The sequence below is a fragment of the Leeia sp. genome, assembly GCF_041909055.1.
Classification (GTDB): Bacteria; Pseudomonadota; Gammaproteobacteria; order Burkholderiales; family Leeiaceae; genus Leeia; species Leeia aquatica.
The window spans coordinates 404,915-428,680 of record NZ_JAYREC010000001.1; the positions used below are offsets into that span (position 1 = coordinate 404,915).

The window sequence follows — 23,766 nt, forward strand, 5'->3', positions numbered from 1 at the left end:
TAGATCATTGGCGCATGCCCGCCACCCGGCGTTCATGCTACATCCTGCATATTGCAAATTGCCCCACCCGAGGCGGCAGATACGACAAGGGGGCTTACGCCCCCTTGTGTGTTCTGGCGTCCGCTTTATTCGGCGTCTGCGGCAACTTCCACCAGTTCTTCCTGGCTGGAGACCAGCTCCTTGATCACCTGGTTGCGGCCTTCGAGGATGGCATCGGCCACGCCACGGGCGTACAGGCGAATCGCACGGCTGGAATCGTCGTTACCCGGGATCACGTAGTTCACGCCTTCCGGGGAGTTGTTGGAGTCAACCACACCGATCACCGGGATGCCCAGCTTGTTGGCTTCCACGATGGTGCCCTTCTGGTAGCCCACGTCCACCACGAAAATGGCGTCCGGCAGGCCACCCATTTCCTTGATGCCGCCCAGGCTCTTTTCCAGCTTTTCCTGCTCGCGACGCATGTCCAGCAGTTCTTTCTTGCCGTACTTTTCAGATGCTTCGCTGCTCAGCATGGCTTCCATGTCTTGCAGGCGCTTGATGGATTGCTTGACGGTCTTGAAGTTGGTCAGCATGCCACCCAGCCAACGCTGGTCCACGAACGGGGCGCCAGCGCGTGCTGCTTCTTCAGCCACGATCTCGCGGGCTTGACGCTTGGTACCCACGAACAGCACCTTGCCACCGTTTGCCGACAGGGTACGCACGAACTTCAGTGCGTCCTCGAACATCGGCAGGGTCTTTTCCAGGTTGATGATGTGAATCTTGTTGCGGTGACCGAAAATGAACGGGGCCATTTTCGGGTTCCAGAAACGGGTCTGGTGGCCGAAGTGGACACCGGCTTCCAGCATATCGCGCATGGTAACGGACATTGTAATACTCCAATGGGGTCAGGGTTAAATACCGCCATCCGCGGGACTTACACGCGCAGCCGAAGCTGGCGCACCCTTGTTCATCGCGGATGTGAGGATTCGCTGATCGCGTCTGGCGGGATGGCCAACAAAAACACGATCAAGCTAACCGAAGATTCTAGCATGGGTTCGCCCCTTCACTCAAGTCAGAATGAACCCGCGCACGCAGATCAGGAGGCAGGTTTCGAGAAACGGTCCACCAGATGGTAGATGGCCGATGAATCCAGCTCCCCCTCCCCGCTGCCCACCAGCGCATTGAGGTATTGCAGTACCTGGGCTGACAACGGCAGGCCCAGATTCAGGGCCAACGCCTCGGCCATCACGATGTTCATGTCCTTCTGATGCAGATGCCCTTTGAAGCCGGGCTTGAAGTTATCGTCCAGCATGCGCTGGCCATGCACCTCCAGCACCTTGCTCTGGGCAAAGCCCCCCAGCAGCGCTTCGCGTACCTTGGCCGCATCCACGCCTTGCCGCTTGGCAAAGGTCATGGCCTCCGCCACCGCCAGCACTGTGCCGCCAATCACGATCTGATTGCAGGCTTTGGCCACCTGGCCGGCCCCACTGCCCCCCACGTGGGTGATGGTCTTGCCCATGTGCTGGAACAGCGGCAACGCCCGCGCAAAGGCCTCTGCCTCGCCGCCCACCATGATGGTCAGGGTGCCATTGATGGCGCCGACCTCGCCCCCGGACACGGGCGCGTCCAGCAGCTGCACCCCTTGCTGAGCCAGTCGGGCCGCAAAAGCCTGCGTGTGCGACGGGGAGCTGGTGCCCATGTCTACCACCACCAGCCCGGGGCGGGCACCCTGGCTGATACCCTGATCGCCAAACAGCACCTGCTCGACATCCGGCGTATCCGAGACATTGATGAACAGCACATCCACACACGCTGCGAGGGCTGCAGGTGAGGGTGCCACCCCGGCCCCGGCCGCCTGAAGGGGCGCAGCAGCTTCCGGGCGACGGGCATACACCGTGACCGGCACCCCGGCTTTCAACAGATTGAGGGCCATGGGTCGCCCCATGATGCCCAGTCCTACGCACCCTGCTTGCACATGCATGTCCAGCCCTTTCCAGGTTTTGTCGGGGCTGGACTTTGGCCAGCCTCAGTTACGAATGGTAAAGAAGCGCATCATCGGCATGCTGGAGTTCGGGCCAAACCAGCGATCAAAGATCCGCTTGGCTTCGCCCGTATTCTCCATGTCCAGCAAGGCGTCGTTGACGGCTTTCAGCAGCTTTTTCTCACCTTTGCGCATGCCGACGCCGTACGACTCAAACGTAATCGCGGTCGACATGATCTCAAACTTGCTGCGGTTGCTCATCTTGCCCAGCAAACCAGCAAGAATCGGCTCATCGGTCGAGATGGCATCCAGCTGACCGGCTTGCAGCATGCGCACCATTTCCGGGTAATCTTCATTCGGCATCACCTGCGCTTCCGGCATCTGCTTGCGCAAGGTCTTTTCCGAAGTCGAGGCATTCACCACCCCGATGCGCGCCCGGTTCAGCTCTTCCACACGCTGATACTTGCCTGCGGGCACCAGAAACTTCTGCCCGGTGACGAAGTAGCCCAGACTGAACTCCAGCAAGCGCTCCCGCTCCGGCGATTTGGTAAAGGTGGCAATCACCAGATCCACTTTGCGCTCTTGCAGGAATGGGATGCGATCGTCCGGGTTCACCGTCCGGAACACCGGCTTGACTCCCAGCCGCTTGGCGACACCCAGCGCGAAGTCAATGTCGTAACCGCTGACGGTGCCCTTGGCCTTGTCGTACACCCCAAATGGTGGCGAGGCGTCTTTCACGCCAATCACCACCTCCTGCTTCTGCAAGATGGTATCCAGATCATCGGCCCGTGCAGCCAGCCCCAGGCACAGCAGCAAAACCGCCCACAAACGCATTTTCATGGCAAACCCCCTGTCGGTGTGTTGCAGCAACCACACCTTCCCACCCCTGAGGGATTACCGGTGCAGCTGTCTGCTATTGACTATAGTCCATACCGTGCTCAACCCAGTCGATCAGACTGTGAATGACCTTGATATGGATCTCCTGGGTGCGATCCGCATAGCCAAAGTGCGGCACGATGACCTCCACATCGCAACGCCCCTTCAGCTTGCCGCCATCCTTGCCCAGCAGGCTGATTACCCGCATCCCGCGGGCCTGCGCGGCCTCCACCGCCCGCAGCACATTGGCTGAATTGCCGCTGGTGGTGATCGCCAGCAGCACATCCCCCGCGCGGCCAAATGCCTCGACATGTCGCGAAAAAATGTGCTCAAAGCCGTAATCATTGCCCACGCAGGTGATGTGCGACACATCCGATATCGCCATGGCGGGCAGGCCTGGTCGATTATCCCGGTAGCGCCCGCTCAGCTCTTCGGCAAAGTGCATGGCATCACAATGCGAGCCGCCGTTACCGCAGGCAATCACCTTGCCACCGGCGCGGAAACAGTCCACCAGCAGGTCGCCCGCCTGCTCCACCGAACGGATGAAGGCGGGGTCTTCCAGCACCTGGGTCAATAGCGCATGCGCCTCGGTCAGGTGGGTCACAATACGGGATGCAGTCATCAAACAACCTCAACAAACGATTCAGGCTCAGGCCCGGGATTCAAAAAACTGGCGGGCAATGCGAATGGCCGCATCCACCTGGCTGCGGTTCACATCCAGATGGGTCACCCAGCGTTGCAAGGTGGTACCGGTAATCAGGATGCCATGCTGCAGCAGATGAGAGGCAAACGCTTCAGCCACTGCCGGAGGCACCCGCACGAAGACAATATTGGTTTGCGGTGGCGTCACCTGCAGGCCAGACAGGCTGCCCAAGCCTTCGGCCAGCCGCTCGGCGTGGTAGTGATCCTCACTCAGGCGTTCGACATGGTGTCGCAGTACATATTCACCCGCCGCAGCCAGAATACCCGCTTGCCGCATGCCACCGCCCAGCATCTTGCGCCAGCGACGGGCCTCGCCAATAAAGTCGCGCGAGCCCAGCAGCAGGGAGCCCACCGGTGCCCCCAGACCTTTGGAGAGACAGATCGACACCGAGTCAAAATGCCCGGCAATCTGCGCAGCAGGCACACCCAGCTTCACCGATGCGTTGAACAGGCGCGCGCCATCCAGATGCAGGGACAGGCGACGTTGCCGCGCCAGCGCCTCCACCTCGGCCAGATAAGACATCGGCAACACCCGCCCGCCGATGGTGTTTTCCAGTGCCAGCAGGCGGCTGCGGGCAAAGTGGTAATCATCCGGCTTGATGGCGGCCGCGATGTCTGCCAGCGCCAGCGTGCCATCCGGTTGATTGAGAATGGGCTGCGGCTGGATGCTGCCCAGCACCGCAGCGCCACCGCCTTCGTAACGATAGGTGTGCGCTTCCTGCCCCACCAGATACTCGTCGCCGCGCTGGCAGTGTGTCAGCAGGCCGATCAGGTTGGTTTGCGTTCCCGAGGGGGCAAACAGGGCCGACTCAAAGCCCAGCATGTCGGCAGCAAACGCCTCCAGCCGGTTGACAGCGGGATCATCGTGGAAGACATCATCCCCCACCTCCGCATCGTGCATGACCTTGCGCAAAGTCGCTCCGGGCCGGGTGACGGTATCACTGCGGAAATCGGCCACGATGGCATGTTGGGAAGCGGTATTGGACTGCGGGTACATGCAAGGCTCCTGATCAGATGCGGCATGGAAGGATCAATTGTACGGCAAGCGGGCAGCGTTATTGATCACGCTTGTCGATAAAGGCTCAGGTCACGCTTTTCCATGACATTGGCGGGTGCGGCTGTCGCCTCAAAACCAAAGCGCCGATACAGCGTGTGCGCATCGCGTGTGACCAACATCATGCGGCGTAGCTGTTGCAGCCGTGGATGGGCCAGAACCCCCTGCATCATCCATTGCCCAAGCCCTTGCCCTCGACACTCGGCCCTCACCACCACGTCGGCCAGGTAGGCAAAGGTGGCGTAATCGGTAACTGCACGGGCAAAGCCCAGCTGCACACCATTGCGATACAGGCCAAAGCAGAGCGAGTGCTGCAGCATGCTGTCAAACCGTTCAGCAGGCAGCCCCGGTGACCAGTAAGCCTCTTCGGACAATTCATGGAAGAGCCAGGCCCGGTCAAGCTGCGCGGGGTCTGTACTCAGCAACAAGCCATCTTGCTCGACAACATAGTGCATATGGGGCTCAATCCACAATAAACAAGGCCGCACCCACCGCCGTACTGGAGCGGTGCGCTTCTGCCTGGTCGGCCACCTGATAGCTCATGCCGGGGCGCAGCACAAACCGGCGGCCGTCCTCCAGCTCGGTTTCCAGCTCGCCCTGCAGACACAGCAGGATATGCCCCTTGCTGCACCAGTGGTCGGCCAGATAGCCGGGGGTATAGCGCACCATGCGCACCCGGATCTCACCGAAGCGGCAGGTTTTCCACCAGGCCTCGCCTTGCTCGCCCGGATGCCGGGTTTCCTCGATAGCGGACCAGTCTGTTACACCAAACGGAATATCATGCATCTGCATCCGTACTCTCCCAAGCCTTGTGTGACAACCCCACACCCCGTCAGGCGGAGCGGCGCCCCAGCGCCACACACACCACTACCGCCAGCGCCACCAGCCACATCACCGGCGGCACATGCTCCCTTAACATCAACGCCGCCAGCAGCAAGCTGAAGAAAGGCTGTAACAACTGTACCTGCCCCACCCGGGCAATGCCCCCTACCGCCAAACCACGATACCAGGCAAAGAAACCGAGGAACATGCTGATCAGGCTGACATAGGCGAAACCGCCCCACGCCACGGCAGACACCATGTGCTGCGGGCGAGTGTGCCACACTGGCCACAGCAGCAAGGGTAAGGACATCACCAGCGCCCAACAAATGGTTTGCCAGCTCCCCAGTGTGCGTGCCACCCGGCCACCCGCCACATAGCCCAGCGCACCGATGCCGACGGCCAGCAGCATCAGGCCATCCCCCCAGCTCAAGCGCCAGCCCGCTCCACTGTGCGCGCTGCGCCACAGGGCAAAGCCGACCACCAGCCCACTGCCCAGTATTGACCATAGCCAGAACGCCCAGCGCGGACGCTCCCCTGCTAAGCCGGCCGCCAGCACCGCCGTCGCCAACGGCAAGGTGCCATTGATCACCGAAGCCTGCGAGGAGGTCACATATTGCAGCGCCAGTGTAGAGAACACCGGAAAACCCAGCACCACACCGATCACCACTCCGGCCAGCCATCCCCATTCGCGGCCCTGTGGCCAGCGGCTGCGATGCCACAGCAGCAACAGGATGGACAGCACCGCAGCGACCAGCGCACGTCCGAGACTGATGAACCACGGATTCAGGTCCACCACCGCCAGTTTGGTCATCGGCAAGGAACCGGCAAAGCCGATCACCCCCAGCAGGCCCCAGCCCATGCCACCCCAGCCTTGAGTGGATTGTTGTTGTGCACTCATCGTAATTGCCCCTGCATGACGGGTACGGCACCGCCACCTACCATCGGCGGCAACACCCTGCCCTGTTGTTTCCGGCCGATCAGGTGCAGCACACTGAAGCGGCCCATGTCCTCGCCCTGATGCAAGGTCCAGCGCCACTCACCGTTCGCAGCCTCTTGCTGGCTGGACAGCCAGCCGGCCAGGCTGGACGCAGCCCCACCGGTGGCGGGGTCTTCCATGGGCACATCCCGTTCCATCCACATCATTCGTGCCGCGTAGACCCCGTCCTGCTGCGGGACATAGCCCAGCACCCCATCCGGCGCAAACGCAAACAGCTTGCGCCATGCCGGGTCGTAATACCGATGCCAGGCATCGGCCTGCAAGCGCAGGCGTGACAAGGCCTCGCGGCTGTTCAAAGCTACCAGCAGATAAGGCATGCCACAGGACACCATGACCGGTGCTACACCCGGCGGGAAATCCCCCTCATCCAGTGCCAGCAGTTCAGCCAATTGTGCGGGTGTCAGCGAGACCGGCAGCACCGTCGGCACCTCGGGTGCCGTCAGCCTTGCTGACTGCACCTGTCCGTCCTGAACGGAAAACTGTACCGGTACAGGGCCTGCCACCGTATGCAAGGCCCGGGTCGCCCCGTCCTCCAATGTACCGAGCAGCCCTTGCCAGGCCAAGTGCAAGGCTGCCCCGATGGTGGGGTGTCCGGCAAAACGCATTTCCAGGCTGGGGGTGAAGATGCGCAAACGCCAGGCGCAGCCCGCTTCCGTGGCGGCTTGCAAGAACACTGTTTCCGAGTAATTGAACTCACGGGCAATCTGCTGCATGGTGGCCTCATCCAGCCCGTCGGCAGCAGACACCACCGCCAGCGGATTGCCGCCAAAACGCCGGTCGGTAAACACATCGTAAGTATGAAACGTCTGCATGGCGCCTGCCTTCGAGGTACATTTGGCTTCATGGTAGGTGAAAGCAACTTGACGGTGTCAGGTACAGTTGGCCTACAATCAAGGTTAACTGTACCGGTAAAGTGACCCTGCCAATGTTTGCCCTGCCTGAAGTCAGCTCCGAGCGTGATACGCCTCTGGTCGAGCAGATCGTGGACCAGATCACCCGCAATATTGACCAGAAGACCTGGCATGCCGGCATGCGGCTGCCGTCGATCCGGCAACTGGCGCAATCGCTGACAGTGAGCAAATTCACCGTGGTCGAGGCCTACGACCGGCTGGTGGCACGCGGCTATCTGGATTCTCGCCGTGGCGCAGGGTTTTTTGTGGCTCACCGCAGCAAGCCGGTGCAGCAGCCGGAGGCCGAATCTCCGGTAGAACGTGCAGTGGATACCGTGTGGCTGATGCGGCAGATGTTGCTGTCCGATAACGACATGCTGAAAGCGGGCTGCGGCTGGCTGCCAACCGACTGGCTGATGACCGAAGACATCCGCCGCGCACTGCGCACCTTGTCACGCACGCCGATGCTGCGCCCCACCTGCTACGGCCTGCCTGCAGGCTATTTGCCGCTGCGGCAGCAATTGCAGCAGAAGCTGGCCGACATCAATATCGACGCCCGCCCCTCGCAGATTCTGCTCACCGCAGGCGCGATGCCAGCCATCGACCTGATCCTGCGCTACTTTCTGCGCCCCGGCGATACGGCACTGCTGGACGACCCCAGCTACTTCAATTTCCGTGGCAACCTCAAACTGCACGGCGTGACCTTGCTGCCGGTACCGCGCACCCCGCAAGGGCCGGACCTGCAGGTATTGGAGCGTCTGGTGCTGGAGCACCGCCCGCGTATTTACCTGACCAACAGTGTACTGCAAAACCCGATGGGGACCAATATCAGCCCCGGCGTCGCGTTCAAGCTGCTGAATCTGGCGCATGCGCATGATTTCTACATCATCGAAGACGATATCTACGCCGACCTGCTCAATGAGCCCAGCTCGCGGCTGGCCGCGCTGGACCAGCTGCAACGGGTCATTTACGTTGGCAGCTTCTCCAAAACGTTGTCGGCTAATTTCCGGGTCGGTTTCATCACCGCCCAGCGTGACCTGATCCAGGAGCTGGCCGACCTCAAGCTGCTGACTGGCATCACCAGTTCGGAAGGCGTCGAGCAGGTGGTCTACCAATTGTTGACCGAAGGCTTCTACCGCAAGCATGTGGACCGGGTGCGCGGCAAGCTGGCGCAGGCGATGTCGCGGGTACGGCCTGCGCTGGCACGGCTGGGCTGTGAGGCCGTGGCCGAGCCCGCAGGCGGCATGTTCATCTGGGCCAGCCTGCCGCCGGGGGTGAATGCCTGCGATCTGGCGGCCAGCGCGCTGCAATCCCACATCGTACTGGCGCCGGGTAACCTGATGAGTGTGGCCAGCAATGCCAATCGCTTCATGCGCTTTAACATTGCCCACTGCAATGACATGGTGTTTGACCGGCTGGGACGGCTGCTGGAGGGCTGCACCACCCCGCAGCCGGTGCTGCACGGTGCTACAATGCAGGCAGTCCTTGCCTGAACGGAGTTGCCATGCGCCTGCCAGCCCTGTTGCTGATGCTCACCAGCCTGCCCACGCTGGCCGTAGACCTGCGCAACAATCTGATCGACCTGCCGCCCAAGAGCAAGCTGGTGCTGACCCTGCCGGTGGAGATCAAGGCGGACCTCGCCTTCACCATTCTGGGGCGCAACGAAAACAACAATTGCTATCTCGGCACGGCCCCCGAGCGCCCGGTTGCCGGACAGGCGCCGCGTTTTCAGGCCAGCAGCAGCGACCGTAAATTCAAGGTCGGCAGCAAGTTCACGGTGCGCAAGGTCAGCGGCTTTCGCTCTGGCAAGTCCTACCAAGGCTACACCGTCACCCTGGGCAACACCAAGAGCGACGGGGTAATGGTGTTGTATCTGGAGCAGACCGGGCCATCGGTTGGTTTTACCTCCATCCAGAGCATGCTGCGTGAGTGTGGCAACAAGCTCACGGTAGAAGACCCGGCACCCGGGCAGTAAGGTTCAAGCAGGAACGCACCCCTAGACCGGGCTGCGCGGCACCCGGGCAGACACCGCGGTGAGCAACTCATAACCCAGGGTGCCTGCCGCCACCGCCACCTCATCCACCGGCAACTGCGCCCCCCACAGCTCCACCTCGGTGCCTACATCGGCGTCCGGGCAGCCGCTCAGGTCCACCGTCAGCATGTCCATCGACACCCGGCCCACCAATTGGCAGCGACGCCCCCCCACCAGTACCGGCGTACCGGTGGGGGCATGACGCGGGTAGCCATCGGCATAGCCGCACGCCACCACACCAATGCGCATCGGGTACTCCGCCACCACGGTTGCGCCATAGCCAATGCTGCCGCCGGGCTCAACATGCTGCACGGCAATCAGCCGACTGAGCAGGCTCATCACTGGCCGCAAGCCCTGGCTGGCCGCAGAAGCAGCTCCGGAGCGTGCGCCATACAGCATGATGCCGGGCCGTACCCAGTCTGCATGGGTGTCCGGATGTGCAAGGATGGCGGCTGAATTGGCCAGACTCACCGGTAGCTGCATGCCCTCGGTTTCCATCAGGAAGGTCACCAGTTGTGCCGCCACCCCATCCGCTTCGTCCGCCGTTGCAAAATGGCTCATCAGCGTGACCCGGCCCACCTGCGGCCAGCGGGACAACTGCTGCACCACCTCACGGTATGACCCCGGCGGCAACCCGAGCCGGTTCATGCCGGAGTTCAGCTTCACCCACACATCCAGCCGCAGCGGCAACCAGGCCTGCTGCAGCCAGGCCAGCTGCTGTGTACTGTGAATCACCGGCGTCAGCTGGTGTTCAGCCAGCAGGGGCAGTTCATCTTCGGTGAAGTACCCTTCCATCAGCACGATAGGGCGGCGCTCCCCCGCCGCCCGCAAAGCCTGCGCCTGCTCCAGCTCCAGCACCCCCAGCGCATCGGCCTCTTGCAATGCGCTTGCCACGGTCTGCACGCCATGGCCATAGGCATCGGCCTTCAACACCGCCAGCACCTTGCTGGCTGGCGCCAGCGCGCGCACCTGCCGCAGGTTGTGCTGCAAGGCAGCGGTATCAATCCGGGCAAACAGGGGACGGTACATCAACAGGTTTCCTCAAAAAACAGCGCTGTCATACGGCTGTGCTATTATACGCCGACCTGTGACCGCAGCCGGAATCAACTGTTCCGGCATGACCCTTGAATGGATATTCTGCAAACCCTGCTGGACCTGTTTTCTGGCGTCAGCTCTCACCCTTACTTTGCTTATATCGCGGTGTTTTCCGTGCTGCTGCTGTGCGGCTTCGGAGTGCCGATCCCGGAAGACATCTCGCTGGTTGCCGGTGGGGTGATGGCCGGTTTGGGCATGGCCAATGTGCACATCATGTTTCTGGTCGGGCTGGCTGGCGTACTGGCAGGTGACACCATCATGTTCGTGGTCGGCCGCATCTATGGCGAACGCGTGCGCCGCTTCCGCATCGTGGCCCGCTATCTGACACCGGAACGCTACGAGGCCGTACAGGACAAATTCCACAAGTATGGCAACCGGGTGATGTTTGTCGCCCGCTTCCTGCCGGGCTTGCGCTCCCCCATCTTCCTCACCGCCGGCATGACCCGCCGCATCTCCTTCTGGCGCTTTATTGCGGCAGACGGCTTTGCCGCGCTCATCAGCGTGCCGATCTGGGTCTACCTCGGCTACTACGGCGCCGACAACCGCGCCTGGCTGATGGAGCAAGTCCATGCCGGGCAGCGCGGCATCCTGCTGGTTCTCGCCGTACTGCTGGTGGTGGTCGCTTGCCTGTGGTGGCGCAAACGCAGCAAAGCACGCGCCACCCTGCCCGATGGTACAGCCGGTACCGACTAAGCCGTATTTCTGCCTTGCATTCCCATACCGGGGGAGCTATACCCAAACCTGAGTAGGCTTGTGTCTCCTCATTCCCCCTGAAACCCGCCGCCAAGGCGGGTCTTTTTTGGATGATCGGTTTCACTCGCAAAACACCTTGGCGTTCGTCACGTCCGCCGATGAGCCTTACCTGCAGCAGCGGCATGGTGGTTTGGAGCCCTGCCCGCTCACTTCAGGCTTTCAGCAGCAATAAAGAACACCATCTTGCCCGATGGCCCAACCCCTCTGAGCCCAAAGTCTTCGACCAGCACTCGGACATTGGACTTGTTTTTTGTTCGAAGCAGGACCAGCCGCCATCCGCCCGCAACGTCATCCTTAACATAGAGGTAAAAGTCGAGCCAAACCACGCCCGAAGCACGATCTACCAAGACATAGTAGTAATCATGCCCATACGCATGGAATGTATCCTCATACTCAATCACACCAAAACCGCAGTTTTGGAAATGGGGGGTACCCACGGGTAACGTATCCAGGTGAGTGCAGGACTCGGCTTGCGCTGGCACCATCAACAGAAAGCATGGCCCCAGCAAACGCCAGCTGAGCCATCGCCGTAACCCTGATATTACATTTTGGGTTGCCATGCCCTCTACTCCTCCAGCTCCGGCAGCCCATCCCCCTCCAGCTGGACATGCTCGATGGCGGCGAAGCGTTTGCTGATTTTCTGGCTGGTGATGTGCACTTCCTGTACATCACGATGCGCCTGCCCAATGTGGGTGGCGAGGTTTTGCATGCGTTTGTCGAAGCGGCCAAATTCTTCGGCCAGTTTTACCAGCTCATGCTGCATCACGTGCAGCTGTTCGCGCATCTGGGCATCGCGCAGCACGGCGCGGGCGGTATTGAGCACCGCCATCAAGGTGGTGGGGGAGACAATCCATACCCGCTTTTGCTGGGCGTAGGCCACCACGTCGTCGTGGTAGGCGTGCACTTCGGCAAACACGGCTTCGGCGGGCACAAACATCACCGCACCATCGGCGGTTTCACCGGGCAGGATGTATTTGCTGGCAATGTCGTCGATGTGCTTTTTCACATCACGGACAAACTGGCTGCGGGCCAGCTTGCGCTCGCCTTCTTCGGCGGCGTCGAACATGCGGCGGTAGTTTTCCAGCGGGAACTTGGCATCCACCGCCACTCGACCGGTCGGTGGCGGCAGCTCCAGCACGCAGTCGGCACGCACGCCTGAAGAGAGGGTGACCTGGAAGCCAAACACCGCTTCCGGCAATACATTGCGCACCAGATGCTCCAGCTGCACTTCGCCAAACGCGCCGCGTGAGCGCTTGTCCCCCAGCAGCTCCTGCAGGCTGACCACATTGCTGGCGAGGCCGTCGATCTTCTTTTGCGCTTCGTCGATGGTAGCGAGGCGTGCCATCACGTTGACAAAGGTTTCATTGGTTTTCTTGAAGCCTTCGTCCAGCCGCTCGCTAACCTTGCCGGAAATCTGCTCCAGCCGTTCACCCACGGTCTGATTGAGCTTGTCGATGGTCTGGGTGAGGGACTGGCTGACGTGCTGTAACGTCGCCAGCAAGGTGTCCTGTGCCTGCTTGCCTTGTCCGCTGAGGGTGGTGCTGACTTTTTCCAGCAGCTCGGTACGCAGGGCATCCAGCCGCTGCTGCAGGTTGACGGTAAGCTGGCCCAGCTCACGCTGCAGCATTTCCTGGTTCTGCCCCAGTCGTTCTTGTTGGTTGTGCTGCAGTTGGGTGAGGGCCTGCCGGGTTTGCAGCAGCTCGGTCGATACCACCTGGCGCAGGGTTTCACCGCTGCCCGCCACCATTTGCCGCAGGCGCTCACCAGTATCGAGCAACGCACGCTGCTGGCGTTCGCTGGCATCTTGCAGGGCATGCGCCGTACGCTCGGCTTGCTGCTGCAGGCCTTGATGCAGGTCACGCAGCATGTCGCGGTGGCGCTGCTCGAGTTGCTCCGGGGTAATGGCCTGCTGTTGCGAGCGCAACAGGCGGGTGAGCTGCCAGCCCAAGCCAGCCATCCCCAGCAGCAATGCCCCTACCAGCACCCAGTCCAGCATGCCCGCCTCCTTGTCTGCAAAGCCTGATTGTAGCGCGGCTGCAGGCGGGGCGGGGCTGAATCAGGCGGCCTTCTGCTCCACCACCGAGAAGGGAAACAGGTTGCCACCGCTGTAAAAGCGGACATCAGCCGACAAGGTGACCTGATACTCACGACCCTTGTAGAGCAGGGTGTAAGGGTCCGGGCGCGGCTCGAACTGGCTGGGCAGCAGCAAGGTACGGAAGCGCTGGCCTTCATCCTGCCCGACGGCAAAGATGGCCTCCAGCGTGACGCCGCTGACGCTGCGCAGCTGCACCATTTGCGGCTCTTCGGCCACGATCTCGACGCCGATGTACTGGCGGCCATCTTCCATGGCGACACGCCGCACCACGCCGATGCGCAGCTTGTGCTGATAGCGGACGGCCAGCAGGTCGTTGATCGCCGGGCGTTTGGCGACGGTATTATGCTGACGCAGGCCGATGCCCTGGCTGCTGATGTCTTCCAGCAGCCACATGCTGGAGGATGCGGTATCCGACAGCATACTCTCATCCACCATCACCGTACTGACACCGGCGCGGCTGTGGACACGGGTGCTGAACGAGGCCTGACTCTGGCTGGGCTCTGGCGGCGACTTGATGGTTTCCAGAATGGTAGGCACGCCTTGGTACAGCAGCACCAGCTCGGGTGTGGCTTGCCGTTCGTCCCGGCGTTTCGGATAGTGGCTGCGTGACCAGCAGCGGCTGACGCGATCAAACATGGCCAGTGCATCGCGCGGGGTCATGGCGGTGGGCAAGGACAATGCCTTGCAATCCTGCCCCTGCTGCAGCTGCTTGACCATGTTCTGAGCACGGGCAATCAGCGGGCGGGTATTCAGGTAGCGCTTGTCTGCGCCCTCTTCACGCTTCTTGAGCTGGGTGGGTGGACGGAAGCCTTCCAGCCCCAGCACAAAGCTTTGTGCCTCTGGTGCCAGCTCCATGTCCACCTGCATCACGGTCAGGTTACGTTGCAGCCAGTCATTCAGGGTGGCAATCTGCAGTGGGGTCAGGCATTCCGGCTGGGACAGGTAGAGCAGCTGCATGCGCAGGAATTCCTGCTCAATGCTCCGCTCGCCTTCTTTGCCACCATAAGGGGCAACAGCAACGCGCTGCAGCCCTAATTGCTCCGCTTGGGCGTAGAGTCGATTGACCTGCCCCCACTGTGCGGTTTCCAGCGCCTCGTAACGCAGCATGCGCACCATGGCTGAATCCGCAATCAGCGCCAGGGTGCGGCAGAAAATCTGCGGGGCGACGCCCTTGCCCAGCGAACGCTCCAGCGCACTATCTGCGCTCAGCAGCGACTGATAACAGGTGATCAAGGCATCCTGATAGCCCAGCACCATATGATAGAGGTTATGTGCAGACAGCTCCTGCCGCTCCAGCAGGCGAACCAGCTGAGCCAGCAACTGGTGATAGTAACGGCGGGAGGTATCCTCGGCATACAAGAAGGCCTTGGCCCGCTTTTTCGGGTTGCTGCGCTCTTGATTGTCGATCTGGCGCAGTGCCTGCACCATCGTGGCGAAAGCCGCGTTGAAATCTTTGGCGGCATAGCCCGCCAGCATGGTGGTTGCGCCTTCCAGCGCCTCCAGCTCTTTGCGCGACTTGCCGCCACCCAGCAAACGCGACACCAACAAATCCAGCATGCCCTGCACCTTCCCCGGTATCAGCGACGGCCCGCATGGCACCGTCAGCCCCGACCCTTATTCAGCGTTGATTGTATCCAGACTTCACTTATAACTCGTCTCTGCGTGTAACACAATCCAAATAAAAGCGGGGAAACAAGAATTTGCATATCATGCCCCGAATGGAAAAACCCACCTCTGGCCATGGCCTCAGGTGGGTTCATCCGGGTCTGTACGGTGTGCAGCGCTTACGACTTGCTGGCTTCCACCTGCACCATGATCTTCACTTCATCGCCAATGGCAGGCAGGAAGGTGGTCATGCCGAAATCCGAGCGCTTGATGGTGGTGCGCACTTCGGCACCACACATCGCCTTCTTGCTCATCGGGTGAGCACCGCACTTGAAGTTGCTGACATCCAGCTTCACCGGCTTGGTCACGCCCAGCAGGGTCAGCGTCCCTTCCGCAGCCACCACGGCATCGCCGTCAAACACGAACTTGCTGGCTTTCACCGTCATGGTCGGGAATTTTTCAACGTTGAAAAAATCCGGGCTCTTCACGTGGGCATCACGCTTGTCAAAACCGGTGTTCAACGATGCGGTCTGAATGGTGGCCTCCAGGCTGCCGGTGCGGGCGGCCATGTCCAGCATGATCTTGCCTTCGGTTTTGTCAAAACGACCACGGGTAATGGAATAACCCAGGTGATTGATTTCAAAGCTGGGGTAGGTGTGGGTCGAATCCAGCACATAGGTATCCGCTGCAAAGCTGCTTGCAGCCACGCCCAAGGCCAGTGCGGCCACCATCAGTTTGGTTTTCATCATGCTATGCTCTCCTGCCTCTATGTTGTTGCGGGCAACATGCCCGGTCTACAGGGTCTTGCCTGTCTTTATGGGTTCACCAACAGCTTGAACTGCACCTGAACCGCATCCGCCACCGAATCGGTATCTGCCCAGACACCATCGCCTACCGCAAATGCCAGCCGGTTGACCGTCGTGCTGCCAGTCAACAGCAGGCCCTTGCCTTCCGGCTTGCTGGTAAAGGTCACGGTCACCGGCAAAGTCTTGCCTTTGAGGCTCAGCTTGCCGGGCGCCTGAAATTTGCCGCCACCCAGCGCCTTGAAGCCACTGGCGCTGAATTTGGCTTGCGGGAAGTGGGCACTGTCGAACCAGCTTTTCTTGCCCAGCTCACCGGTCGCATCCGGGCTGCCCCCATCCACGGAGGAGAGCTCAACACTGACGTCCGCCTTGCCGGCCTCCGGCTTGGCCGGGTCAAAGCTGACCTGCGCCGCAAACTTGCGGAATTGCCCTTCTACCGGCACTTCTTCCTGCTTGAAAGTGAACTTCAGCTGGCTCTTCGCCAGATCCACCGTTTGCGCCTGAGCCGCCAGCCCCGCACTCAACAGCAGGCCAGCCAGGCCATAACGTAATGCACCCATTGCTTACTCCTCTACCTTGGCGAACGGCAGCATGCGACGCAGCACCGTATCGCGATTCACAAAATGATGTTTCAGGGCGGCCAGCACATGCACCACGATCAAGGCGACCATCAGCCAGGCCAGTGTTTCGTGCACTTCCGCCAATTGCTCACCCAGCGCCTTGTCGGGCCCGATCAAATCGGGCAGGCGCACCAGCTTGAAGTAGACCACCGGCACCCCTTTGGCGGAGCTCATCAGCCATCCCACCAGCGGCACACCGATCATCAGCAGATACAGGCCCAGATGCCCGAGGTGGGCCGCCAGCTTTTCCCACGGCTTCATGCTGTCCGGCATGGCGGGCACCCCTTTGAGCAGACGCCAAAGCAGACGCAATGCCACCAGCGCCAGTACAGTGATGCCGATCCATTTGTGGTAACTGAATTGCGCCAGCACCTTGGGCGACAGCGGCGCATCGGCCATGGCGAGGCCAATACCGAAAGCGACCAGGATCAGTGCAGCCATCAGCCAGTGCAGTAGCTTCGACAATGGGTGGTAACGGTTCATCTCTACATGCTCCTTGCATTGCACGACGGCACAATCGCCCCTTGTGAGTATGCCGACCGATCATTGGTTCCCGAAAAAATCAAAAAAACTGAATTAATTTTGCGAGGAGCTTTCAAGCATCAGCCCGCCGATCCATCCATTCAAGCCCATGGAAATGCTTCAACAGCGCACCAAAGATAGACAAGGCTCAATGCACGCATTACAAGGTCCTCATTTTGACAGAGAGAACAAGAATGATTACTAAAATAACCTGAACTATTAATCAAAAAAAATGAACATGCAGACAACTGCGCCATCATTGGTCGAACATGCGGCATGCCGGCTGCACGTTGTAACGACGAACACTACAATGTCTTCAAGTTCACCTGTATTCACCATACCTCATGACCAGCCCTTTTGCGCCTGACCTTCTGACCCGGGATTTTCTTAATGCGCTGCTACAGCAGCAAACGCACCAGCCGCAACGCTGGGCGGGGCACGGCGGCCACTGGCAGTGGCTGGGCGAAGGCGCGCTGCAATGGGAGCCTGCAGATCTGGCACATCGGCACGCCGACCTGGTACTCTCCTGCGGCATCCATGGCGATGAGACGGCACCGGTAGAGGTCTGTAATCATCTGATACGGGATCTGGCCGCCGGCCACTTGTCGTGCCGCGCCCGCGTGCTGTTCCTGTTTGGCAACCCGGAAGCCTTGCGCCAGCACCGTCGCTATCTGGACGATGACCTCAACCGGATGTTTGATGGCCGCCACCAGCAGCACCCCGGCAGCCGTGAGGCCGCCCGCGCCGCCCAGCTGGAGCGCTGGCTCAGCGCCTTTTTCATGGCGGCCCCTGCGGCTGCCCATGCGGTGCCGCTTCTGCACTACGACCTGCACACCGCCATCCGCGGCTCCCGCTTCGAGCGTTTTGCCCTCTACCCCTACCGGGCGGATCTGCAGTGGAACGAGCAACAGATGGCCTGGCTGCAACGCTGTGGGGTGGATGCCGTCCTGCTGAACGAAAAACCGGCTGGCACCTTCTCCTATTTCAGCAGCAGCCGCTTCGGGGCTGATGCGTTTACGCTGGAGCTGGGCAAGGTCCGACGCTTTGGTGAAAACGATCTCAGTCGCTTCAGTGGCATGGATCAAGGTCTGCGCGCCTTGCTGGCGGCCCCGGCGGACAGCACCACTACCCCGCTACCGCGACGTTTCCGGGTGGCCGGTGAGATCGTCCGCCAGAGCGAGGCGGGTTTTCAATTGCATATCCCGGATGACGTGGAGAATTTCACGGCGTTTCCACGGGGGACGGTGCTCGCAACGGATGGTGACTACCGCTATGTGGTGGCGCAGGATGAAGAGTGCATCGTATTCCCCAACCCCAAGGTCAAACTTGGCCTGCGGGCCGGGTTGCTGGTAGTGGAGATCAAGCCCTGACCGCAGGGCATGGGCTCAGACAGGACGCAAAGCGCGCAGCAGATCCAGCATCATGTGCACCTGCATGTCGAATACCCGCGACAGCACGCCTTGCATGGAAGGCAGCGAAAAATACAAGGCCGCCAGGCCAATCACCAGTGTAATGGGGAAGCCCACTGCAAACAGGTTCATCTGGGGCGAGGCGCGCGCCACCACACCGATGACCAGGTTGGTCAACAACAAACTGGCCACCACCGGCAGCGATAACCACAAGCCGATACTGAAAATGCGCGCGCCAAACAGGGCGATGTCTTTCATGCCTGCCAGCTGCAAGGGCTGTGCGCCGACCGGCAGCAGGTGAAAACTCTCCACCAACACCGACAGCATCAGCAAATGGCCATTGAGGGCCAGAAACAGCAAGGTGGCAAACAAACTCATCCACTGTGCCACCACCGGCGTCTGTGAGCCATGCACTGGATCCACCTGCGCAGCAAAAGACAACCCCATCTGCAAACCCGCCAAGCTGCCCGCCATCTCAATGGCGGTGAACACCAGCCGGGCCACAAAACCCATACCCACACCAATCAAGATCTGCTGCACCAGTAGCAACATGGCAATCGGCCCGCTGGGCAGGCTGGTGGGGGTCGTTTCCAGCAGTGGGACCACCACCACCGTCAAGGCGAGCCCCAGTCCCAACCGGACCCGGCGCGGCACCGCCCGCACCGACAGCAGGGGCTCCACCGCCATGAAGGCCAGAATCCGGGCCAGCGGCCAGAAATAGAGGTTGATCAGGTGGTAGAGCTGCTCCTGCGTGATGTGGATCACCGCAGCATCCTTAGCCGATCAGCCCCGGAATGTCGTTGAACAGCCGGACGGTGTAATCGGTAATGACCGACAGCATCCACGGCCCAGCCAGCACAATCACCAGAAAGGTAACGATCAGCTTGGGGATGAAGGTCAGCGTCATCTCGTTGATTTGGGTGGCCGCCTGGAAAATGGACACGATCAGGCCAGTAATCAGCCCTGCCAGCAGCATGGGGGCAGCGACCATGATCAGTACCAGCAATGCGCGCTCGATGATGGTAATCACCATTTCTGGCGTCATGGCAGCCCCCTAGACATAAAAACTCTTCACCAGCGCGCCAATCAGCAGCGGCCAGCCATCTACCAGCACAAACAGCATCAGCTTGAACGGCAGCGAGATCACCACCGGCGAGATCATCATCATCCCCATCGACATCAGCACCGAAGCCACCACCATGTCGATGATCAGGAAAGGAATATAGATCAGAAAGCCGATCTGGAACGCCGTCTTCAGCTCGCTGGTGACATAGGCGGGGACCAGCGCCTTGAAGCCGACATCTTCCGGCCCATTGGGGCGCGCGCTGCCGGACAGCTCAATGAACAGTGCCAGGTCTTTCTCGCGGGTGTGCTTGAGCATGAAGGCCTTGAGCGGCTTGCCCCCCGCCTCCAAGGCCTGATTAAAATTGATCTGGTCCTGCGAGAATGGCACGTAGGCGTCGGTATACACCTTCTCCAGTGTCGGTGCCATCACGAACAAGGTCAGGAACAGGCTCATGCCGACAATCACCTGATTGGGCGGTGACTGGATGGTACCCATCGCCTGCCGCAGCAGCGACAGCACGATCACGATACGGGTAAACGCCGTCATCATCAGCAAGATGGCGGGCAGGAAGGTCAGCGAGGTGAGCAGCAGCAGGGTCTGGATCGACAGGCTGTACTCGGTGCCGCCATCCGGTGTAGGCTGGCTGGTAAACGCTGGCAGGGTATTGGCCGCCAAGGCCAGCCCGCCCGTCAGGGCCAGTGCCACCGGCAGCCCCCAGCGCCGTATCCGGCCCCAGTCAAGCAGACGGTGGCGCATGGTGCTCCTTGTTGCGATTGAGGGCGCGCTGCAGCCATTGCTGAAACGGTGGCGCCGATTCCGCCTGGGATGGCACGCCTTCCGGGCGCGGCTGCTCGGTCAACAGCTGAACCGACTGGGCAGTGACGCCCAGCACCAGCCAGCGATCCCCAAGCTCCACCACCACCACCCGCTCACGGGTGCCCAAAGCCAGCCCGCCGACCATTTTCAATGGGGACAGTCGCCCCGGCATGCCATGCGAGAAGCGCTTCATCAGCAGCAAGGTACCGAACAGCAGCGCCAATACCAGCACCAGACTGATCAGCACCTGGAAGAAATAGCCAAAGGACAACGGTGCAGCCGAGCCCGGTGCAGCCATCACCATGACAGGCATGGTGAGACCCAGCGCCGCCCAGCGGCGCAGCACGCTGGCGGTCATTTGTGCAACCGGCGGATGCGCTCGGCGGGGGTGATGATATCGGTCAGGCGGATACCAAACTTGTCGTTCACCACCACCACTTCACCCTGCGCAATCAGGCAACCATTCACCAGTACGTCCATCGGCTCACCTGCCAGGCCATCCAGCTCCACCACCGAGCCCTGCGCCAGTTGCAACAGGCTACGAATCGCAATCTTGGTCCGCCCCAGTTCCACCGTCAGCGCAACCGGGATGTCCAGGATCATGTCCAGATTGCTGGGCGCACCCGCCGGCGGCGCACCCTCACCAAACTGCTGGAAAATCTGTGCCGCTGCGGCAGGCGCTGCGGCCAGCGCATCCCCCCCGTCCGAGGGCTGTTGTGCCGCATCGAAGGCTTCCTGCTCGGCCAGCGCCGCCGCCCAGTCGTCGAGACCGGTTTCTTCGCTGTCGTTTGCTTCAGCCATGTTCATCCCCTGCACCCAGCATCTGATCCGCGCCGGCTAAAATCTTGTCCACTTTCAAGGCATACTGCCCGTTCAGGATACCATACTGGCATTCCAGCACCGGAACACCATCCACTTCGGCGACAATGGCCTCCGGAATGTCGAGCGAAATCACATCGCCAACTTTCAGGTTGAGAATCTCTCCCAGCGTTACTGGCGCCGACCCCAGATTCGCCACCAGATCCACTTCCGCCACCTGAATCTGCTTGGACAGCAGCTTCACCCAGCGGTCATCGGCCTCAGCCCGGTCGGCCTGCATCGAACTGTACAGCACATCCCGAATCGGCTCGATCATGGAATACGGCAGGCAGACGTGGAAATCACCGCCGCCGGAACCCAGCTCAATCTTGAAGGTCACCGCCACCACCACCTCGGTCGGCGTGGCGATGTTGGCAAACTGGGTATTCATCTCCGAGCGCACATACTCGAATTCCACCGGGAACACGGGCGTCCAGGCACGCTGGTATTCCTCAAACACCACTTCCAGCATGCGGTGGATCACCCGCTGTTCGGTCGAGGTGAAGTCACGCCCTTCCACCCGCATGTGGAAACGGCCATCCCCGCCGAACAGGTTATCGACCACCAGAAACACCAGATCGGGGTCGAAGATGAACAGCCCGGTACCGCGCAGAGGCTTCACATGCACCAGGTTCAGGTTGGTTGGCACCACCAGGTTACGAATGAACTCGCTGTACTTCAGCACCCGCACCGGCCCGACCGAGATTTCAGCATTGCGGCGCAGGAAGTTGAAAATGCCAATGCGGAAATAACGGGCAAAGCGCTCGTTGAGGATTTCGTAGGTCGGCATGCGGCCACGGACGATCCGCTCCTGACGACCAATGTCGTAGGAGCGAACGCCCGCGCCGTCGCCACCCTCCTCCGGCGCGTCCTCTTCTCCGGTCACCCCGCGCAGTAGCGCGTCGACCTCTTCCTGGGAGAGGATATCGTCTGCCATGTCCGCTTGCCGGGCACCCGCCTATTGGCCGGCGCTCAGCGCTCCTCCAGAATCAGGGAGGTAAAGGCAATGCTCTTTACCCCTTTTTTCGCCGATTTGACACCAATCACTTCGTTCACCTTGTCCTGCAGAGCCTTCTGCAGCTTCTTCTTGCCTTCCGGCGTGGACAGTTCGTCAAACTTCTGACTGCCCAGCATCAGAATGATTTCACTCTGAATCTTGGGCTTGTAGGCATTGAGCGTTTCCTTGGCGTGCGGGTCACCCAATTCAGCCTGGATTTCCACCGACATCACGCCACGCTTTTCCGGATTGCCATCCACATTGACGACAAAGCGATCAATCTTTTCAAACACAGGCGGCTTCTTGTGCTCTTCGTCGGCAGCTTCCTCTTCCTCAGCAGGGGCTTCTTCGCCACCATGCGCTTCGCCACCGCCCTCTTCACCGGCATCCGCCTCTTCACTGGCCGCATGCTGTTCAGTTTTGGGCTTGCCCTTGGTCGGCTTGTGCTTGGAAGACAAGTAGAACCAGACCCCGCCGCCAACGCCACCCAGCAGCAATACCACGGCAACCACAATGATGATGATTTTTTTCATGCGCCCTCGCCCGCCTGGAATGCAGACACCCTTTTTGCCTCTAATAATCGAATTCTAATTAAAAAACAAATGTTTTCAAAAATTTGTTGATGTCATTTATCAGGATTGTGGCGGGGATACATCGAAACCCCTCTGCTTACGCCACAAGTGGGGTACCACATCTGCTGAAGCCAACTATACAGCAAGCCTGCATTGAATCCTAAGCCCACTCATGCGTTGCCAGACTGCATGCCTGCTGGACCGGCTGCCTGCCGCCCGTTAAAATGACTGTTTTTTGAACTGCTTATGCGCGTTTTCAGAGGCCTGACCACCCGCCTGCCTGACCCAGCGGCCATCACCATCGGCAATTTTGATGGTGTACACCAGGGGCATCAGGCGCTGCTTGCCCGCCTGATGCAACAGGCCGGGGCACGCGGTCTGCCATCCACCGTGGTGACGTTTGAGCCGCACCCCCGCGAGTTTTTCACCCCGCAAGCTGCGCCCGTCCGCCTGACCAGCCTGCGTGAAAAGCTGGAGCTGCTGGCAGCCTGTGGTGTGGCACAGACCGTGGTGCTGCCTTTCAATCACACGCTGGCAAGCCAGACCGCTGAGCAGTTCATGTATGACACGCTGCGTGATCAGCTGCAGTGCCGCTATCTGTTGATCGGCGATGATTTCCGCTTCGGCCAGCGCCGCAGTGGTGATTTTCAGACCCTGCAACAGCATGCCGCGCAGCTGGGGCTGGCGCTGGAGGCTATGACCACCATCGAGCACGCGGGCCTGCGCGCCTCCAGTACCGCCGTGCGCGCAGCGCTGGCTCAAGGTGAGTTGGCCAGCGCCACTGCCCTGCTGGGCAGGCCGTACCGCATCAGCGGGCGGGTAATGCATGGCAACAAGCTGGGCCGTACCATTGGCTACCCAACCGCCAACGTGCAAATCAAACACAATCGCCCGCCCCTCTCCGGCATCTTTGCCGTCAGTGTGGATGGACTGGGCGACCGCCCATGGCCGGGTGCGGCCAGCCTGGGGGTACGCCCTACGGTGACGAATGACGGGCTGGTCACGCTGGAAGTGTATCTGTTCAACTTTGACCGGCAGATCTATGGCCAACACCTCGGTGTTCGCTTTCATCACAAGCTGCGCGACGAAGCCCGCTTCCCCGATCTGCCCACGCTGGTGGAACGCATCGGGCAGGATGTGATCGAGGCCCAAGCCTACTTCGCACAACACCCCGCACTGCTGCAGCCAGAAGCCCTCGCACTGGCCCAGCCACTGATTTGAC

28 protein-coding genes are annotated in these 23,766 nt (G+C 60.7%); 5 read left to right on the top strand and 23 right to left on the bottom strand.

Going from position 1 to position 23,766, the window contains the following annotated elements:
* Positions 1 to 125 precede the first annotated feature (125 nt).
* The 9 genes from rpsB to ACE3O2_RS02450 form a co-directional block, all read right to left on the bottom strand.
* Positions 126 to 866, bottom strand: coding sequence for a 30S ribosomal protein S2 (gene rpsB / locus ACE3O2_RS02410; protein WP_168876275.1), 741 nt, complete (start codon positions 864 to 866; stop codon positions 126 to 128).
* A gap of 209 nt (positions 867 to 1,075) precedes the next feature.
* Entirely contained in the window at positions 1,076 to 1,960 is an 885-nt protein-coding gene (locus ACE3O2_RS02415; RefSeq protein ID WP_374334678.1) for an NAD(P)-dependent oxidoreductase, read from the bottom strand.
* Between the two features lie 45 nt (positions 1,961 to 2,005).
* Positions 2,006 to 2,800, bottom strand: a complete 795-nt coding sequence (locus ACE3O2_RS02420; RefSeq protein WP_374334679.1) for a transporter substrate-binding domain-containing protein — start codon at positions 2,798 to 2,800, stop codon at positions 2,006 to 2,008.
* A gap of 73 nt (positions 2,801 to 2,873) precedes the next feature.
* The gene (lpcA, locus tag ACE3O2_RS02425) at positions 2,874 to 3,458 is read right to left on the bottom strand and encodes a D-sedoheptulose 7-phosphate isomerase (RefSeq protein ID WP_374334680.1); all 585 of its coding nucleotides are present in this window, start codon (positions 3,456 to 3,458) and stop codon (positions 2,874 to 2,876) included.
* Positions 3,459 to 3,485: 27 nt separating this feature from the next.
* Positions 3,486 to 4,535, bottom strand: coding sequence for a low-specificity L-threonine aldolase (gene ltaE, locus ACE3O2_RS02430; RefSeq protein WP_374334681.1), 1,050 nt, complete (start codon positions 4,533 to 4,535; stop codon positions 3,486 to 3,488).
* 65 nt (positions 4,536 to 4,600) lie between these two features.
* Positions 4,601 to 5,047, bottom strand: a complete 447-nt coding sequence (locus ACE3O2_RS02435; protein WP_168876279.1) for a GNAT family N-acetyltransferase — start codon at positions 5,045 to 5,047, stop codon at positions 4,601 to 4,603.
* A 7-nt stretch (positions 5,048 to 5,054) separates the two neighbouring features.
* Complete coding sequence (locus ACE3O2_RS02440) at positions 5,055 to 5,384, bottom strand: DHCW motif cupin fold protein (protein WP_374334682.1); 330 nt, start codon at positions 5,382 to 5,384, stop codon at positions 5,055 to 5,057.
* A gap of 40 nt (positions 5,385 to 5,424) precedes the next feature.
* The gene (locus ACE3O2_RS02445; protein WP_374334683.1) at positions 5,425 to 6,312 is read right to left on the bottom strand and encodes a DMT family transporter; all 888 of its coding nucleotides are present in this window, start codon (positions 6,310 to 6,312) and stop codon (positions 5,425 to 5,427) included.
* The gene (locus ACE3O2_RS02450) at positions 6,309 to 7,223 is read right to left on the bottom strand and encodes a PhzF family phenazine biosynthesis protein (RefSeq protein WP_374334684.1); all 915 of its coding nucleotides are present in this window, start codon (positions 7,221 to 7,223) and stop codon (positions 6,309 to 6,311) included. The genes ACE3O2_RS02445 and ACE3O2_RS02450 overlap by 4 nt, the downstream gene beginning before the upstream one ends.
* 113 nt (positions 7,224 to 7,336) lie before the next feature.
* On the opposite strand from ACE3O2_RS02450, the gene ACE3O2_RS02455 reads away from it, so the two are divergent.
* Complete coding sequence (locus ACE3O2_RS02455) at positions 7,337 to 8,794, top strand: PLP-dependent aminotransferase family protein (RefSeq protein WP_168876283.1); 1,458 nt, start codon at positions 7,337 to 7,339, stop codon at positions 8,792 to 8,794.
* An 11-nt stretch (positions 8,795 to 8,805) separates the two neighbouring features.
* Entirely contained in the window at positions 8,806 to 9,276 is a 471-nt protein-coding gene (locus ACE3O2_RS02460) for a hypothetical protein (RefSeq protein ID WP_374334685.1), read from the top strand.
* 21 nt (positions 9,277 to 9,297) lie between these two features.
* Here the strand turns inward: ACE3O2_RS02460 and alr are convergent, their stop codons facing one another.
* Positions 9,298 to 10,362: an alanine racemase gene (gene alr, locus ACE3O2_RS02465; protein ID WP_374334686.1), complete on the bottom strand. Its 1,065-nt coding sequence runs from the start codon at positions 10,360 to 10,362 to the stop codon at positions 9,298 to 9,300.
* A 99-nt stretch (positions 10,363 to 10,461) separates the two neighbouring features.
* On the opposite strand from alr, the gene ACE3O2_RS02470 reads away from it, so the two are divergent.
* Positions 10,462 to 11,121 (top strand): DedA family protein, encoded by a 660-nt coding sequence (locus tag ACE3O2_RS02470; RefSeq protein WP_374334687.1) that lies wholly within the window; start codon positions 10,462 to 10,464, stop codon positions 11,119 to 11,121.
* A 206-nt stretch (positions 11,122 to 11,327) separates the two neighbouring features.
* Here the strand turns inward: ACE3O2_RS02470 and ACE3O2_RS02475 are convergent, their stop codons facing one another.
* From ACE3O2_RS02475 to ACE3O2_RS02500, 6 genes are all read right to left on the bottom strand, one after another.
* Positions 11,328 to 11,741, bottom strand: coding sequence for a hypothetical protein (locus ACE3O2_RS02475; protein ID WP_374334688.1), 414 nt, complete (start codon positions 11,739 to 11,741; stop codon positions 11,328 to 11,330).
* A 5-nt stretch (positions 11,742 to 11,746) separates the two neighbouring features.
* Positions 11,747 to 13,177: a DNA recombination protein RmuC gene (gene rmuC / locus ACE3O2_RS02480; protein ID WP_374334689.1), complete on the bottom strand. Its 1,431-nt coding sequence runs from the start codon at positions 13,175 to 13,177 to the stop codon at positions 11,747 to 11,749.
* 60 nt (positions 13,178 to 13,237) lie between these two features.
* Positions 13,238 to 14,833, bottom strand: a complete 1,596-nt coding sequence (locus ACE3O2_RS02485; protein ID WP_374334690.1) for a hypothetical protein — start codon at positions 14,831 to 14,833, stop codon at positions 13,238 to 13,240.
* A 227-nt stretch (positions 14,834 to 15,060) separates the two neighbouring features.
* Positions 15,061 to 15,630, bottom strand: coding sequence for a YceI family protein (locus ACE3O2_RS02490; RefSeq protein ID WP_240947060.1), 570 nt, complete (start codon positions 15,628 to 15,630; stop codon positions 15,061 to 15,063).
* 65 nt (positions 15,631 to 15,695) lie between these two features.
* Positions 15,696 to 16,244, bottom strand: a complete 549-nt coding sequence (locus ACE3O2_RS02495) for a YceI family protein (protein ID WP_374334691.1) — start codon at positions 16,242 to 16,244, stop codon at positions 15,696 to 15,698.
* A gap of 3 nt (positions 16,245 to 16,247) precedes the next feature.
* On the bottom strand, positions 16,248 to 16,787 hold the full coding sequence (locus ACE3O2_RS02500; RefSeq protein WP_374334692.1) for a cytochrome b: 540 nt from the start codon (positions 16,785 to 16,787) through the stop codon (positions 16,248 to 16,250).
* A 383-nt stretch (positions 16,788 to 17,170) separates the two neighbouring features.
* Here ACE3O2_RS02500 and astE point away from each other — a divergent pair, with 383 nt between their 5' ends.
* A complete protein-coding gene (gene astE, locus ACE3O2_RS02505; protein ID WP_374334693.1) occupies positions 17,171 to 18,196 on the top strand; it encodes a succinylglutamate desuccinylase in 1,026 nt (341 codons plus the stop codon).
* Positions 18,197 to 18,211: 15 nt separating this feature from the next.
* Here the strand turns inward: astE and fliR are convergent, their stop codons facing one another.
* Genes fliR through fliL form a run of 7 tightly spaced genes read right to left on the bottom strand, consistent with a single transcriptional unit; the run spans position 18,212 to position 22,505 of the window.
* Complete coding sequence (gene fliR / locus ACE3O2_RS02510; RefSeq protein WP_374334694.1) at positions 18,212 to 19,000, bottom strand: flagellar biosynthetic protein FliR; 789 nt, start codon at positions 18,998 to 19,000, stop codon at positions 18,212 to 18,214.
* 10 nt (positions 19,001 to 19,010) lie between these two features.
* Positions 19,011 to 19,280 (bottom strand): flagellar biosynthesis protein FliQ, encoded by a 270-nt coding sequence (gene fliQ / locus ACE3O2_RS02515; RefSeq protein ID WP_374334695.1) that lies wholly within the window; start codon positions 19,278 to 19,280, stop codon positions 19,011 to 19,013.
* 9 nt (positions 19,281 to 19,289) lie between these two features.
* On the bottom strand, positions 19,290 to 20,057 hold the full coding sequence (gene fliP / locus ACE3O2_RS02520) for a flagellar type III secretion system pore protein FliP (RefSeq protein ID WP_168876295.1): 768 nt from the start codon (positions 20,055 to 20,057) through the stop codon (positions 19,290 to 19,292).
* Positions 20,038 to 20,475 carry a flagellar biosynthetic protein FliO gene (gene fliO / locus ACE3O2_RS02525; protein ID WP_374334696.1) on the bottom strand — a complete coding sequence of 146 codons (438 nt, stop codon included), beginning with the start codon at positions 20,473 to 20,475 and terminating at the stop codon, positions 20,038 to 20,040. Before fliO ends, fliP begins: the two co-directional genes overlap by 20 nt.
* Positions 20,472 to 20,918 carry a flagellar motor switch protein FliN gene (gene fliN / locus ACE3O2_RS02530; protein ID WP_168876297.1) on the bottom strand — a complete coding sequence of 149 codons (447 nt, stop codon included), beginning with the start codon at positions 20,916 to 20,918 and terminating at the stop codon, positions 20,472 to 20,474. The genes fliO and fliN overlap by 4 nt, the downstream gene beginning before the upstream one ends.
* Positions 20,911 to 21,912 (bottom strand): flagellar motor switch protein FliM, encoded by a 1,002-nt coding sequence (gene fliM, locus ACE3O2_RS02535; RefSeq protein ID WP_374334697.1) that lies wholly within the window; start codon positions 21,910 to 21,912, stop codon positions 20,911 to 20,913. The genes fliN and fliM overlap by 8 nt, the downstream gene beginning before the upstream one ends.
* 35 nt (positions 21,913 to 21,947) lie before the next feature.
* Positions 21,948 to 22,505 carry a flagellar basal body-associated protein FliL gene (gene fliL, locus ACE3O2_RS02540; RefSeq protein WP_168876299.1) on the bottom strand — a complete coding sequence of 186 codons (558 nt, stop codon included), beginning with the start codon at positions 22,503 to 22,505 and terminating at the stop codon, positions 21,948 to 21,950.
* 285 nt (positions 22,506 to 22,790) lie between these two features.
* Between fliL and ACE3O2_RS02545 the strand changes: the two genes are divergently transcribed.
* Complete coding sequence (locus ACE3O2_RS02545) at positions 22,791 to 23,765, top strand: bifunctional riboflavin kinase/FAD synthetase (protein ID WP_374334698.1); 975 nt, start codon at positions 22,791 to 22,793, stop codon at positions 23,763 to 23,765.
* The last annotated feature ends 1 nt before the right edge of the window (position 23,766 follow it).